The sequence below is a fragment of the Pseudomonas sp. GW821-FHT07F05 genome (genome assembly GCF_059418765.1).
In genome coordinates this window covers 658,223-673,031 of record NZ_JBWKQL010000001.1, presented here as the reverse complement: position 1 = coordinate 673,031, position 14,809 = coordinate 658,223, and the positions used below count along the sequence as shown (strand labels likewise).

13 protein-coding genes are annotated in these 14,809 nt (G+C 56.5%); 4 read left to right on the top strand and 9 right to left on the bottom strand.

The features are described 5' to 3' along the window. Positions 1–45: 45 nt before the first annotated feature. Together AC07RO_RS03145 and AC07RO_RS03140 are read right to left on the bottom strand one after the other, a co-directional pair. A complete protein-coding gene (locus AC07RO_RS03145) occupies positions 46–813 on the bottom strand; it encodes an SDR family NAD(P)-dependent oxidoreductase (RefSeq protein ID WP_192172892.1) in 768 nt (255 codons plus the stop codon). An 82-nt stretch (positions 814–895) separates the two neighbouring features. Then, the gene (locus tag AC07RO_RS03140) at positions 896–1,630 is read right to left on the bottom strand and encodes an SDR family NAD(P)-dependent oxidoreductase (RefSeq protein ID WP_192172893.1); all 735 of its coding nucleotides are present in this window, start codon (positions 1,628–1,630) and stop codon (positions 896–898) included. Positions 1,631–1,770: 140 nt separating this feature from the next. Here AC07RO_RS03140 and AC07RO_RS03135 point away from each other — a divergent pair, with 140 nt between their 5' ends. Then, a complete protein-coding gene (locus AC07RO_RS03135) occupies positions 1,771–2,757 on the top strand; it encodes a LysR family transcriptional regulator (protein WP_495085256.1) in 987 nt (328 codons plus the stop codon). A gap of 524 nt (positions 2,758–3,281) precedes the next feature. Here the strand turns inward: AC07RO_RS03135 and AC07RO_RS03130 are convergent. The 3 genes from AC07RO_RS03130 to AC07RO_RS03120 form a co-directional block, all read right to left on the bottom strand. Continuing rightward, positions 3,282–4,301: a zinc-binding alcohol dehydrogenase family protein gene (locus tag AC07RO_RS03130; RefSeq protein WP_065991706.1), complete on the bottom strand. Its 1,020-nt coding sequence runs from the start codon at positions 4,299–4,301 to the stop codon at positions 3,282–3,284. A gap of 10 nt (positions 4,302–4,311) precedes the next feature. After that, a complete protein-coding gene (locus AC07RO_RS03125; RefSeq protein WP_065991705.1) occupies positions 4,312–4,605 on the bottom strand; it encodes a putative quinol monooxygenase in 294 nt (97 codons plus the stop codon). Positions 4,606–4,834: 229 nt separating this feature from the next. Next, a complete protein-coding gene (locus tag AC07RO_RS03120) occupies positions 4,835–5,833 on the bottom strand; it encodes a zinc-dependent alcohol dehydrogenase family protein (protein ID WP_495085255.1) in 999 nt (332 codons plus the stop codon). A 102-nt stretch (positions 5,834–5,935) separates the two neighbouring features. Between AC07RO_RS03120 and AC07RO_RS03115 the strand changes: the two genes are divergently transcribed. Further along, entirely contained in the window at positions 5,936–6,823 is an 888-nt protein-coding gene (locus tag AC07RO_RS03115) for a LysR family transcriptional regulator (protein WP_495085254.1), read from the top strand. 774 nt (positions 6,824–7,597) lie between these two features. Here AC07RO_RS03115 and gloA read toward each other — a convergent pair. After that, entirely contained in the window at positions 7,598–7,993 is a 396-nt protein-coding gene (gene gloA / locus AC07RO_RS03110) for a lactoylglutathione lyase (RefSeq protein WP_282371301.1), read from the bottom strand. A gap of 202 nt (positions 7,994–8,195) precedes the next feature. Between gloA and AC07RO_RS03105 the strand changes: the two genes are divergently transcribed. Further along, on the top strand, positions 8,196–9,056 hold the full coding sequence (locus tag AC07RO_RS03105; protein WP_192172900.1) for a LysR family transcriptional regulator: 861 nt from the start codon (positions 8,196–8,198) through the stop codon (positions 9,054–9,056). 96 nt (positions 9,057–9,152) lie between these two features. Here AC07RO_RS03105 and AC07RO_RS03100 read toward each other — a convergent pair whose 3' ends face one another. After that, the gene (locus tag AC07RO_RS03100; protein WP_495085253.1) at positions 9,153–9,644 is read right to left on the bottom strand and encodes a phosphate-starvation-inducible PsiE family protein; all 492 of its coding nucleotides are present in this window, start codon (positions 9,642–9,644) and stop codon (positions 9,153–9,155) included. Between the two features lie 208 nt (positions 9,645–9,852). Beyond that, positions 9,853–10,008 carry a hypothetical protein gene (locus tag AC07RO_RS03095; protein WP_192172902.1) on the bottom strand — a complete coding sequence of 52 codons (156 nt, stop codon included), beginning with the start codon at positions 10,006–10,008 and terminating at the stop codon, positions 9,853–9,855. Positions 10,009–10,291: 283 nt separating this feature from the next. Here AC07RO_RS03095 and AC07RO_RS03090 point away from each other — a divergent pair, with 283 nt between their 5' ends. Then, the gene (locus AC07RO_RS03090; protein WP_192172903.1) at positions 10,292–11,275 is read left to right on the top strand and encodes an LLM class oxidoreductase; all 984 of its coding nucleotides are present in this window, start codon (positions 10,292–10,294) and stop codon (positions 11,273–11,275) included. Between the two features lie 625 nt (positions 11,276–11,900). Here AC07RO_RS03090 and AC07RO_RS03085 read toward each other — a convergent pair. Then, positions 11,901–14,660: an ATP-dependent Clp protease ATP-binding subunit gene (locus tag AC07RO_RS03085; protein WP_495085336.1), complete on the bottom strand. Its 2,760-nt coding sequence runs from the start codon at positions 14,658–14,660 to the stop codon at positions 11,901–11,903. Between the last annotated feature and the right edge of the window lie 149 nt (positions 14,661–14,809).

Genomic DNA, 14,809 nt, shown 5'->3' with positions numbered 1-14,809 from the left:
CCACGGCTTGCCGCTAGGGTGGCCAGCCAAGGGGCCGCGCTGGGGTCAGACCTGCGCCAGGCCGCCATCGACGGGAAGATCGATACCCGTGACGAACGAACTTTCCTCGGAAGCGAGGAATACGACGGCAGCCGCGATTTCCTCCGGCTTGCCCCAGCGACCCATGGGAATCTGCAAGGCGTACTGGGCGGCCGCTTCCTTGGCCTGGTCGGCGGTAAGGCCCGCCGTCTTTTGCAAAGCGCCCGTCTCGGTGGGCCCGGGACTGATGCAATTCACGCGGATCTGGCGATCTTTCAGCTCCATCGTCCAGGCACGCACGAAGTTGCGCACAGCCGCTTTGCTTGCACCGTAAGCGCTGAATCCAGCCGTTCCCAAGACGTTGGTGACCGAAGAGGTCACTATGATCGAGCCGCCGTCTCTGAACAGCGGAAGGGCCTTCTGCACCGTGAAGAAGGTGCCCTTGACGTTCACGTCGAAGGTCTGGTCGAAATGAGCCTCGGTAGCGGCCTCCAGCAGCGCGACCGTACCCGCGCCCGCATTGGCAAAGAGCACATCAATGTGACCATGCTTCTCTTTCACGACAGCAAAGAGCCGGTCCAGATCTTCCAGGCGGGACACGTCGCCCACGACCGTCGTAACGTTTCCCTTCAAGGTGGCTGCCGCCTCCTTCAGTTCGTCCTCCCTTCGCCCAGTGATAACGACGTGCGCACCTTCTTCAAGGAAGCGCTTGGCCGTGGCCAGGCCAATCCCGCTGCTTCCACCGGTCACGACCGCAATTTTTCCCGCCAATTTTTGTGCACTATGGTTGTTCATATATTTTGCCTTTCTAATGTTCGTTATTGAGCAGACCCTGCGGTGCTCCGAACCATCGAACGGAGCGCCGACGCGTCGTGGGTCAGAGTTGCGCCAGGCCGCCGTCGACAGCGAGTTCGCTCGCGGTCATGAAGCTGCTGTCCGAGGAGGCGAGAAACACCGCTGCCGCCGCGATTTCCGAGGGCTCGGCCATGCGCAGCAGGGGCGTCATCGCGCCATAGGACTTCTGGCCTTCCTCGCCGAGCGCCGCCTTCGCGAGTTCGGTTGCCGTAGCGCCAGGCGACAGCACGTTGACCCGGATGCCGGTGCCCTTCAGATCCTCTGCCCAGGTCCTAGCGAAGTTGCGCACGGCCGCCTTGCTCGCGCTGTAGGCGGTAAATTCGGGAGCACCCGTGGTGCCGGCGCTCGATCCGGTCAGGATGATCGAACCGCCCTCGCCCATCAGCGGCAGCGCCTTCTGGACCGTGAAGATGGTGCCCTTCACGTTGGTTTCGAAGGTTTCGTCGATATGGGCGGCGGTGATCTCGCCCAGCTTGAGTGGGCTGCCGGTGCCGGCATTGGCGAAGAGGATGTCGAGGGTTCCGCGCTCGGCCTTCACTGCCACATAGAGTCGGTCTAGGTCGGCCTCATCGGAGACCGAGCCCGTTATGGCGCGGGCCTTTGGACCAAGCTCGGCCACGGCAGCGTCGAGCGCTTCCTGCCGACGGCCGTAGATGAAGACGAAGGCGCCTTCCTGGATGAAGCGCTTTGCCGCCGCGAGACCGATGCCGGTCGCGCCACCGGTGATTACCGCGGTCTTGCCAGTTAGTCTGTTCATGTTCGTATCCTTGGCTCAAGCGGTGGAGGCAGTGACCTCCGTTTGCTGTTGAGACCAATGTAGTGCAGCCGCTGCCAGTGTATTAGTCGGCCTTTTTGTGAATAATTGTTCCATCAATGGAATAATCGCTAGGATGCTCCATGAATCGAGATCTCAATGACACTTTGGTGTTCGTCAAGGTTGTGGAGTTGGGCAGCTTCACGGCTGCCGCGAACACGCTGCACATGCCCAAGGCGACCGTGAGTCGTAAGGTGCGGGAGCTGGAAGAGCGACTGGGTGCGCAGCTATTGCATCGCACAACCCGCAAGCTCGGCTTGACCGAGGCGGGCAACATCTATTTCGCGCATTGCCAGCGCATTGCGCGCGACCTGGACGAGGCGGAGAGCGCCGTCAGTGAGTTGCAGAGCGGGCCGCGAGGCTGGCTGCGCGTGACTGCATCTCATCCGGTGGGCAACACTTGGGTCGCGCCCTTACTCAGCGAATTCCACGCACGCCATCCGGACGTTCGCGTGGAACTGCTGCTGAGCAACGACCAGGTCGACATCATCGCCGGCGAAATCGACGTGGCGATGCGCGTTGGCACGCTGGCGGATTCCAACTTGGCGGCGCGCAAGCTCGCCGTGTTCCGTACCGCGATCTACGCCACCCCCGGTTACATCGAGCATTTCGGCGAGCCGCTGCATCCCGACGACTTGATTTACCACCGGGCAACCGCGCAGACCAATCACCGAAGCGCCCACGGCTTCGCCTGGACCCTCGATGATGGAAACGGAAAGCTGCGCGAGTTCCCGGTCGACCCCGTCGTGATCGCCAGCGATCCGAGCGCCCTTCGCACTGTGATGATGGATGGAGAAGGCCTGATGCTGACCAGTGACGTCTTTGTGCGGGCGTTCGTCGAGCAGGGTCTGGTGCAGCGCGTGCTCACCGGCTGGCGTGGCACGGACCTCGACCTGCATGCACTGTTCCCGCGCGGTCAGGTGCAGTCACCGAAAGTGCGTGCCTTCGTCGACTTTCTAGTCGAGCGGCTGAATATCGAGGAGGGCTACCTGGAGGTGTTAAACGGCAATACTGCGCATGGTCCGCCCTGCGGCTGCGATGGAAGCCCCAGCGACGGCAGCGGCAGATAGGCACCGGATGCAATCTCAGTCAGCGCCCGAGTCAGGGCCGGCAGCCGCACGCGGTCAGGGCGAGAGATCGCGCACGACCGTCTAGCTGTATGAGCCCAGCACGTTGTTCAGTCGTATCCGCGAGATAGCTAAGAGGTCGTGGAAGCTGGCGTGAGGCCGATTCCAGTTACCCTGCGCGAGGAACGCATTCGACGTCGCGTATGGGTTGCCTGCCGTGGGAGACCAGCGAATCTGATTCCTCAGCAAACGACACTGCTGGACAACGCCGCGACGAGGGTCGACGAATTGGTCATCGGAGTCTGCGACGCGGTGGGATCGAGAGGCCGCTATGGGTCGAAAGCTGTCTGTGAGGAGGGCCCCATGGCTCCGCTGTGTTTGGTCTTTATCGCGTTGCTTGAGGCCGATCGCGGCCCGGCAGTCTCGGGCTTCGATGCTTTCCGTGCGTGTCCAAGCGCCTGAAGCAACACGGTTTGCGCAATGGGTACCTGGAGCTGGAAATTACCCAGTCGTTTCTGTAGTACCTCTTAGAAGCCCTTCAGAACGATCTTGCCTTTCGCCTTGCCGCTTTCCAGTAGAGCATGGGCACGACGAAGATTTTCTGTGCTGAGGCGTCCGTAGTTATCGCCGAGAGTGGTGCGCAAGAGACCCGAATCAACGTGCCGCGCAATTTCGTTGAGGATGTTGTGCTGCTCCTGCATGTCCTCGGTTTCGTAAAGCGAGCGGGTATACATCAGCTCCCAGTGCAACGACAGGCTCTTACGCTTCAGCGGTACAGCGTCAAGCGTGGCCGGATCATCGATCAGGCCCAGCTTGCCCTGAGGCTTCAGTGATTCGATGATTTGCTCGTAGTGCCGATCAGTCTGGGTCAAGCTTGCGACATAGCTGACTTGTCCAATGCCAATGCGCTTGAGCTCTTCGCTGAGTGGCTTGGTATGGTCGATGACGTGATGCGCACCCAGCTCGGCGACCCAAGCCTGGGTTTCCGGGCGCGAAGCCGTGCCGATGATTGTTAGTCCGGTCAGTTGACGCGCCAACTGAGTCAGGATCGAACCCACCCCGCCCGCAGCGCCGACGATGAGCAGCGTTTCGCCCCGGTCGGTGGTATCACTTGCAACACCGAGGCGATCGAAGAGTAACTCCCAGGCGGTCAGGGAAGTCAGTGGCAATGCCGCAGCCTGGCTGAAATCCAGCGACTGGGGCATTGAACCGACGATACGCTCGTCCACCAGTTGCAGCTCACTGTTGCTGCCCGGGCGGATCAACGATCCGGCGTACCAGACCCTGTCACCAGGCTTGAACAGCGTCACGTCGCTGCCGACCGACTTGACCACACCGGTAGCGTCCCATCCGAGGATACGGGGCTGGCTTTCGTCTTCGTGCGGTACGTAGCCCTGTCGCACCTTGGTATCGACAGGATTGACCGATACGGCCTTTACCTCTACGAGCAGGTCGCGCGGCTTCGGCACTGGCTCGGGTATATCGATCTCCACCAAAGCGTTGGGATGTTCGATAGGCAGGCATTTGAAGTGTGCAATGGCTTTCATTCGAAGAACCTCAGGAGATGCGATACATTTTCGTGATGGTGAGTTTTTCAGCAGCACGCTCGATGAAAGGGAGCGCGGCCTGAAAATGCGGTGTCGCTTCGTGAGCAGTCAGCGCCGCTTCAGTGCGCCACTGTTCGATCATGTGGAAAGTGCGAGCCTGCTCGGCATCACGATGGAAATCGTACTGGATGCAATCCGCTTCGGCTCGGCTCGGGCCTTGCAGGCGCTGCAGCGTCTCCTCGAGTTCGGCTTCAAACCCGGCCTTGGCGGTCAAAGTGGCAATCAGTGTCAAAGGGGTGGTCATCAAACCTCCTGCTTGTGGGCGTTATAAAGAGAGAGCGCATTGGCTGGCACGGGTGTATCGAAGATATCCATGCCGTCGGCCGTGCGACCAACAATTTGAATCCGCGGTGCTGCGAGATGGCGGCCTGGTCGAGATCCAGGTTATCGGCACGACACACATGAACTCGTCGCAGGGGAAGACTGAGTCACTGTCTTCTAGGCCCGGTGCACACGATCCTGTGTCGGCGTGACTAAGCCTTTCGCTCAATGACGACTTTGCCAATGGCACGACCTGACTCTAGGCGATCATGTGCCGCACTGACGCCCGCAGCAGTGAAATCATGGCGCTCATCGATCAGTGGCTTGACCAAGCCGCGATCAACCAGGGCAGCCAGTCTTTGCAGGATCTCGCCATGGTGCTTGCGGTCTTGGTTATGAATGATCGAAACAGCCATAAATACCAGGTCGAGTCTCAATGCCTTGAAGTGCATTTCGGTCAGATCGTAGGTGTCGTAACCGATGATCGAGACGACGTGGCCCTTGAGCTTCGCGGCTTTCAGCGAGTTCTGTAAGACCTCGCCGCCCAAGGTATCGAAGACCGTATCGAATCCCTTTCCTCCAGTGATTCGCTGACTGTATTCCTCAGGCGTCTCGCCGTTATAAAAAATAATTTCATCGGCGCCCAACCGACGGGCAATTTCCGCTTTTTCCGGTGTGGAAACCGTCGTCGATACCTTGGCTCCCAGAACCTTGGCCAATTGAATCCCTATGTGCCCTACACCGCCGGTGCCACCATGTACAAGGACATTGTCATTGGGTTTGATCGAAGCACGGTCGATCAGCGCCTCCCATGCAGTAATCGCCACGAGCGGCAAGCTTGCTGCTTCGCCAAAAGAGAGTGACGTGGGTTTTAGCGCCAGCATATTGGCATCGACCTCCATCTGATCTGCCAGCGCACCGGGAATCCCCACGATGCCGCCGAAACAGCCATAGACTTCATCGCCTGGGTTGAAGCGACTCACGCCAGTACCGACGGAGCTGACCACCCCTGAAACATCAATGTGAAGAGTGGCCGGGAAAGTCAGACCAGCCGTACCTTCGCTGCCACGGCGAATTTTCGTGTCCACTGGATTCACGCTTGTCGCCCGCACATCGACAATCACATGACCTGCTCGCGCGCGGGGATTGTCCGTCTGAATTTCGACAAAAAGGTCTGAGCTACCATGCTGATTTATCACAATGGCTTTCAAGGGTTTAACTCCGAGGAACTATAGGCCACCAAATTATCATCAATAAAATTGGATAAGTACGTTAGAGTTGTTGAATCTTTCGGTCCTGTTGGTTGGTAATAAGTGCTGGATTCCATCGATGAATTGCGTTTGTTTGTTGCCGTTTTTGAAGAGGGATCCATCCGTGCGGCTTCCGAACGGCTGGGGATGACAGCTGCGGGTGGAAGTAAGCGTCTTCTGGCCCTTGAAGACAGCGTGGGCCGGAGACTTTTTAACCGAACCACCCGTAAACTCAGCCCCACTTCTGACGGTGAGAAGCTTTATCAGCATGCCCTGAGCATCCTCGAAAGCGTCGAGAAGGCCGAGGGAGGATTTTTCCAGAGGACCGAGATTACCGGTCATCTGCGCATAACCGCTTCCGCGACATTTGCCCAAGGTTATTTATCGAGCGTCGTAAGCAGTTATCTCAAACGCTACCCTGGCGTCATCGTCGATCTTCATCCAACGGATCAACTGGTTGATCTGGCCGCCCATGGTACCGATCTTGCGATTCGGCACGGCGTGATGGCCGATTCGTCCCTGATCGCGCAAAGAGTTGCTGCCTCTCGACGTCTGATATGCGCCGCCCCCCAGTATTGGGAAAAACAGGGCATGCCTATCTCTCCAAAAGAACTGGCCATGCTGGACGGGCTGATCGTTGGTAAGGATTCTAGCTGGGCCATGTCCCGGGGAGGCATCAAAAAAACCTGCAAAATACGCAAACGGTTTTCATCCAGTCTTGGGGAAGTGGTTCGCCAGATGGTGATAGATGGACATGGAATAGCGCTGCTCATGGACTGGCATGTACGAGATGATCTTGATTCAGGCGCTCTGGTGGAGGCATTGTCCGACTGGGCCATTGAGCCGCCGGTGGGAATTTATGCGGTCTACCCTTCAAGAGAAAACATTGCTCCGACTGTCCTGAGCTTTGTTGCTCATCTCAAAGAGTGGGTCGCGGCCCACCCCGTTTGAAGAAAGCGACAGTGCCGCCACGATAAATCCTGCCGGATGGAGTAAGAAGACCAGATGGACCCTCGCCCTCACTGTTCTGATTACGCTCGTCGGTATATGCCTAGCACTCATCGCTAGCAAAAAAACACCCAACCTCAATGGCACCTCTTTCGCACAGGGCCATTGTCGCTCATTACACTGCAACGCCATTGTTTGACATGCGCAAACGTGGTTCCTCCCGTTGGACACACTGCTCTCGCCACGTCCTTGATCGGCGTATGGATCATCGAGATAGCGATGAATACACCCAGCCGAAATCGCGCAACCAAAGCTATCAAGAACATGCAATTGTCAGTGGCGCGCAGAGAAAACAACTTCGTTGTCATCGGCCCGTACAAAAACGGGAGGGACGCAGTGCGCGTCGTAAGAGACCTGAATGACAGTTATAGCATTAGAGGTTGGATTATGAAGGGTAATTGATTTCTGACACTGACAAATTTGGGGATCAGAGATACGCGCGTGCATCAGAACATACAGGAGTTTCCGAACGACCCAGTGCATCCTGATTATTTGAGCCCATACGCCGCCATTTTAATGCGGCGTTTTCGGCGAAGTTGATATTTTTATCGGCAGTCAGGGTGCTGTTTTAAAGCGGTAGGATTCGTTACCGGCTTGAAGATGTGGCAGTGGAGGATCAGTTTATTCAATGATGCACCTAAAACTTCAAGCCTCATGCAAATGAGGTGTTGAGTGGATATATGGTAATGATCCTTATCGCGCGATCGCGGCGCTCGCTCAGTCGAATTGCGTACCTTTTTGAATCAGCTCAACCTTATATCCATTGGGGTCCTCAATGAACGCGATGACCGTACGCCCATGTTTCATAACACCTGCTGGTCGCGGAACGCGATATCCCATGATCGCAGCACGGCTGCATAATGCGTCTGCATCTTCAACCTCGATAGCGACATGCCCGTAAGCATCACCAAGCTCATAGCTGTTTTGTCCCCAATTATGCGTCAGCTCCAGGGCGACCGCCTCGGTCTCCGGACCATAACCAAGGAAAGCCAGTGTGAACTCGCCCTCTGGGTAGTCTTTGCGTCTTAAGAGGCTCATGCCAAGCAGCCTCGTGTAGAAGTGAATGGATTTGTCCAGGTTCACTACACGCAACATGGTATGCAGTATGCGCATCTACTTCTCCGCGGCAGCGTCGGCCATTGCATAGCCAACATCTCTAAAAATACTTTCATCGTAAGCCCGATTTCAGCTCTGGTGCTCAGCCAATAGCCAGTCTGTTTAAGGCTGGATGCATTTGACGGGACAATGTTAAGCTGCAAAGTCAATCACTAAAAGTGATCAGAAGTGAGCCAGGCCATCACAAAAGGAGATTCTCTTGAAACTTTCGCAGCTGGGCTTTTTTTGCGCTGTCGTCGACCACGGCACGATAGCCGCAGCAGCCGCATCGCTGCATTGTGTACCGTCGAACATCACGGCCAGACTGCGAGAGCTCGAAATTCAACTCGGCGTCGTTTTGTTCAATCGCGAAAATAACCGATTGCTGGTCACTCCCGAGGGCAGGTTGGTATACCGAAAAGCCAAACAGCTCATTGACCTGGCAGCTGAAACGCGCTCGTTGTTCTCAAACGATTCCATGCAGGGAGTGCTTCGCGTCGGAGCGCTAGATGTAGCGCTGGCCAATCATCTACCGGAGCGCCTCGTACGTTATCGCCTTGAGGCGCCGGGGGTAGAACTTCACATTCGCCCGGAGCACTCGCTATTCCTTGAGCGACTTTTGATGGATGGCGAGCTTGATTTGATTCTTACTGACGGCCCGATCCAGCATCCTTTGCTGGATAGCCGACTAGCGTTTCGTGAGCGCTTGATCAGAGTAGTGCCCAAAGCTCTTTCCTCGCCCACTCCCCAAGATTTGTCGGGGCTCGAACTATATGTATTCGGTCGCACGTGTCACTACAGACAACAGGTCGATAACTGGTTGGAAAGCAGCGGTATCCAGCCTCGGGCTATTCTGGAAATCGAATCGTATCCGAGTATCTTCGCCTGTATCGCGCAAGGGATAGGTTTCGCCTGCATACCAGAGAGTTACGTGGATCGTTTTGCCAGTCAGGCGCACACGTTTCAGGCTGACCAGGTGCCCAGTCTGGATTCAAGCGATATCTATTTCGTCTGGAGAAAGAACCAGCAATCACCCCTGATCAGAAACTTCATCGAGGTCATCGACAGTCTGGGTGTTTAATTGCAACCACGTCTAAACGATTCGAACTCGTCAAACCCCGACGGCGTCTCTTGGTGGGACGTGGTCGTAATCCCCAACGAAATAGGGCTGGGCCTTTTATTCCTCAGGCAATCTGCCGCGTTTTGTGAACAACCAATAGATGATCCCCAAGACCAGCGTTGCAAACCCCAATGCAGCGATAGTGGCGGCGGGCGTTGAAGCGGAATCAAGAATCACGAATTTGCGACTCAGGGCCAGGAGCGAGATAAGAATCACTGTTCGCAGCTGCACGATGCTCCCGTGCCTGAACGCCGGACGAATGATGGAGTGCTTGAACTCCAAGGCGATCAATACAGTGAAGATCGAACCGAACAGTAACTGGAAATCGCCGTGATCCAAGGGATCAATCGCGCCGCCTACCACCAGCGGCAGCACTCGTCTATAGAGCTGGAACAAAGCAATGACGATGACGCACGAGATCATCACGCCAAGCGCCAGCACGATGATCTGCTCGAATCGCTCATAGGCGTTCATCAGTGACCACTGGACACGAAGGCTTTTCAACGTCGATCTCGGAGGCAGTGGGGCTGAGGGGTCCGGATTCTTCATTAGGTTTTTGCTCCAGCACGTGTGGTTTCAGCTGTCGGCATGGCTCGCCTGTAGCCGCTGATCCAGCGCGCCAGATAGTTGAGTGAAGCAGAGTTTCGGGGTACGGCCGAATCATTCCCAGTGCTCTCGATGCGCTACCCGCATCGGAGTCTGCCCGACCGCCTCGGCAACAGTGAACCCAGGCTGTTGACGTGAGCTGGTCTGGGTTCTAGTTGCTGATAATGGAGATCTTGTCGTTGCGCTCGATGATTGCGAGCGTGATCTGTTCAACCCGCTCAATCCCCTGCGCCAGTATCGCCGCCAGCGATCGCGGCTGGTTCATCGACGCGTAGCAATCATCGTCACAACCCGCATGGCGATTCATTGCAAACCCGCCTACGCTTGTTGGATGACCCCACGCCTTTACTCAGTTGAGGCAAAGGCTGGGGCAATCAGATTCCCTTCTGACTGTCCGCTTGCCGCGATCTGGACCTGCCCGCGTGTATCACCAGCCACTGGCTCCTTAATACGTCCCGCCCGACCAACATTTACCGCACAACGGGTAAACGTTTTACGCACTCCCCCACCTGTCGTTCTCAAGCGACCGATGCCGCAGCACCTCTGGAAATGAGGCCGCTGTTCACGTTCTCCCATTGAGGAAAATCAGTATGTATCGGCCGAGCACCATTACTTATCAGCAGCATCGAGGGTTCAGCCGGACCTTCACTCAGGGTCATTTGAGCCTTGGATTGTTTTTCCCTTTGGAGGCTTTCGATGGGGACATGCCCAGCATGCTCAACCAGGTCGCTTTGGCCAAACGAGCGGAGGCGTTGGGTTTCTGCGCGCTCTGGTTTCGTGATGTGCCTCTTCGGGATCCCGGTTTCGGCGATGTTGGCCAACTGTTCGACCCTTGGGTTTATCTGGGCTACATGGCCGCGCATACGTCTGAGATTGCGCTTGGCACTGCGTCCATTGCCATACCGTTGCGCCATCCGCTGCATACCGCCAAGGCATCTGCCAGCGTCGATCAACTGAGCGCAGGTCGCTTGATTCTGGGGGTGGCTTCCGGCGATCGTCCGGTGGAGTTTTTAGCTTTCGGCGTCGATCCCGAAAGGCGTGGAGAGCTCTTTCGGGAGCACTACGAGGTTATTAGGAAAGCCCACAGCACCAGCTTCGAACCCATCCGCTGGAGCGGTGGTGAGATGCAGGGCGCTGACTTGATTCCCAAACCCACAACCCAATCCATTCCAATGCTGGTGACTGGAAACAGTCGCCAGTCGCTGGACTGGATCGCGCGCGAAAGCCTCGGATGGATCAACTATCCACGCATACCGAACATGCAGCGGCTGATCGTTGAAGACTGGCGACGTGAGGTCATGAAGCAATGTGGCGCCGTCTATAAGCCCTTCGCTCAGTCGCTTTATATCGACCTCGACGAGACTCCATCCACGCCGCCCACCCGCATTCATTTAGGGTTCAAACTGGGACGCTACCATCTGCGGTTTTTGCTGGAGTCGCTTGAGGAGATCGGGGTGGACCACGTTATCCTGAATCTCAAATACGGAAAGCGCCCTGCTGAGGATGTCATTGAGGAGCTGGGTACTCACATTGTTCCGGAATTCGCAGTACAGCCGCGTCCTGAAGTGGACTGATACACGCAACCATCGCCACGCCCGGCCGATGTGATCTACGGCTGGGTGACCATGAGTTGCTTTCACCCGAAAGCGAAGCCTGCCAGGCTGGCGCTGTTCCAGCGCCATGGATAGCACCACGGTAGCCGTCATGTTGGCGTTGACTTCGGTACTGATGACTCTGAGTTTGAGCGCTTCGCAATGGCACAAACGCAAATTCGCCGCCCTGTGCCATCAATGGAGGGATGCAGTGCGTCGCTGTGGCTGCTTTTATCGAAGCGCGACGCCATATACACAACGCCTTGACCGCCATCAGCGACAGCACGCCGGAGGTGATGAGCGTCCAGTTTCTGGCCATCACTTGCAGATCCAGCGTCATGTCGACGCCGAGAAAGAACAGCGCCAGCAGCAGGCCACGAAACGATTCTATGGCGGCCTCCAAATGGGGGCGGACACGTCAGGACCGGTAATGCAGAGAGGAAGATAAGTGGTCAGTCCCGAAAAAAGCTTCAGCATCAGGCACCTCCTGAGCCTGCATCAAGAACGCATCTTCGTCTGCCGGGCTCGTCCAGGCATCCGAGGATCCAGTGCTTCATTGCACGACGTCATCAACAGTCCTGCTACCCAATGACGGGAGCACGTTGAGCTAAGTCCCTGTCCCCGCGATAGACACGCGATCATCAGGCTGGTCGGGCGGACTCATGTTTGCCGAGGCGTTTGGCGCATCCAGCTTATTGAAGAGCACTTCGTTACGCGCTTTGTCGTAACCCAGCTCAACGCTGTCGCCGGCCTGTAGCTTGCCAGCGAGCATTTCCTTCGCAAGCCACGTTTCGACGGTCTGGCGAATCTGACGTTTCAACTCGCGCGCGCCAAACTCGGGCTGATAACCAACATCCGCCAGATGATCAATGAGGGTGTCAGCCACTTTCACCGTGATGTTCTGGGCAGCCGCAGTTCGAATGACCCGATCAAGCTGAATGCCTACAATCGATCTGATGTTGTCACGGGTAAGGGCATGGAACACGATGATGTCATCAATACGGTTCAGGAATTCGGGACGAAAATGCCCTTTCAAGACTCCCATTAATTCATCACGTAACGCTTTATCCGTAAGGCGTTCATCTTCCGGGCGCTCAAGATTCTCCATGATAACGGGTGAGCCCAGATTGCTGGTGGCGATGATGATCGTATTGCTGAAGTCGACAATACGTCCCTTGCCGTCCGTGAGACGACCATCGTCGAACACCTGCAGCAATACGTTGCTCACATCGGGATGCGCCTTCTCGATCTCGTCGAGCAGAATCACACTGTAGGGCTTGCGGCGGACACGCTCTGTCAACTGACCACCTTCTTCGTATCCCACATAACCGGGTGGCGCACCGATCAACCGGGCAACCGCATGACGCTCCATGTACTCCGACATATCGATGCGAATGATCGATTGATCGTCGCCAAACACCGTCTCTGCCAACGCTTTGGCCAATTCGGTTTTGCCCACGCCGGTTGGACCAAGAAAGAGAAACGTGGCAATAGGTCTGTTGGCCTGTCCAAGGCCGGCGCGGGACAAACGAACCGCATCGCTGACCGCAAGCACGGCGTCTTCCTGCCCGACCAGCCGATCACGCAAAGTGTCTTCCATGTTCAGCAGCTTCTGACGCTCTTCCTGGGTGAGTTCGGTTACCGGAATACCGGTCAGACGGGAGAGTACTTCGGCAATCGACTCAAGGGTCACCTCGAGGGTTTCGGAACCCGTCTTGCGCTCCCAGGCTTCTGTCTCCTCTCCCAACTGGGCTTGTTTTTGACCGATGCGCTCTTGGAAGCCTTTGGATTCATCAAAGCGTTTTCGCGACGATGAATAGTCCTGTTCGCGTTTGAGCTGGGTGATTTCTGCTTCCAGCTCCTGAATGCCAGCGGGCCTTGACGAGGCGCTGATGCGCACGCGGGCCGCAGCCTGGTCGATCAGGTCAATGGCCTTGTCCGGCAGAAAGCGCGAGGTAATGTAACGATCCGACAGCTCCGCCGCTGCCACGAATGCTTCGTCGGCGAACGTCACCTGATGGTGCGCCTCAAGCTTATCGCGCAGCCCACGCAGGATAATGATGGTCTGTTCTACAGTGGGCTCGGATATCAGGACGGGCTGAAAACGTCTTTCGAGCGCCGCATCCTTTTCGATGTGCTTTTGGTACTCATTGAGCGTCGTCGCACCGATCAGACTGAGCTCCCCGCGTGCCAGTGCGGGTTTCAATACGTTGGCAATGTCCAAGCCGCCCTCTTCACCTCCCTGCCCCGCGCCAACGATCGTATGCAGCTCATCGATGAACAGAATCAGCTCCGAGCTCTTTGCAGCCACTTCATCGAGCAGTCGCTTGGCGCGCTCCTCAAATTCACCACGGTATTTGGAGCCCGCGACCATTGAGTTCAGATTGACTTCAACTAGCCGTCTGCCACGCAGAATTTCCGGGACATCGCCCTTTACTATGCGCTGTGCAAGCCCCTCAACGATGGCTGTCTTGCCAACCCCGGGTTCGCCGATCAGGACCGGATTGTTCTTCCTCCGGCGGGCCAGCACCTCAATGGTGTTTTCGATTTCCAGCGCGCGGCCCAATACGGGATCCAGCTTGCCCTCACGAGCCAATGACGTCAGGTCGCGACCGAACTTGTCGAGTGTCGGTGTTCCCGTGGGGGTCTCGACTCTCCCGTCCTCAGCCCCCTTACCCACCACTTTGACCACCTTCTGCCGCAAAGCTTCAGGGGTCACGCCGTATTTTTTGAGCAGCGTTCCGGCAATGCTTTCGGGCACCGAGGAAAGCCCGATCAACAGATGCTCGGGGCCAACATACGAGTGCCCTAAATGACGAGATGCCTGGAACGCAAAATTGAACACTTTCTTCAGTCGAGGCGAGATGCTCATCTGATCCACCGGAGCCTGCGCCTCCGCTGCGCCCCTTTGAGCGTGTTGATCGATGTAGCCTTTGATGTCGTCCGCAGAAAGCTTCAATTCTTTGAGCAACGCTGTGCCTACGTCGGTATCGGCAAGCACATACAACAGATGCTCAGTATCGAGCTCGCTGCGGTTGAACTCATGGGCTTTATCTCCAGCGCGTTGCAGGATTTCCAGCGTCTGGGAGCTGAATGCATCAGTTGCATCGACAGATTCGCGAGGCACATGCGCAGAGAGCCTTAAGTCATCCCCCCCCTGTTCCGCCGCTCCGCCAATGCTGTCGAAAAAGCGGGACACGCCACCGCCCAGCAAAGAGTCGAAGGGGTTCAACATGCTTTGATGGCGTAAAAGTTGACGGTAATCGTGGTCGCAAACTGACATGGTTCTGGCCTGACCATTTTGCGACACGGTCACTCGCGCGACAGCGGGTCTGGCGTTACATATTTCACAGAGAGTAGCCATGATGAGTTGTCTCCAAAAATGGATAACACGAACTCATACAGATGGATCTACGTGCCCTCAACGATGCTCAGGAAACAGGGGCATGAGACCAGCAATACGCTGAGCTTGGTCGCCAAGACGATGAGGTGGGAGGGAATGGCAGCCTTGGGAAA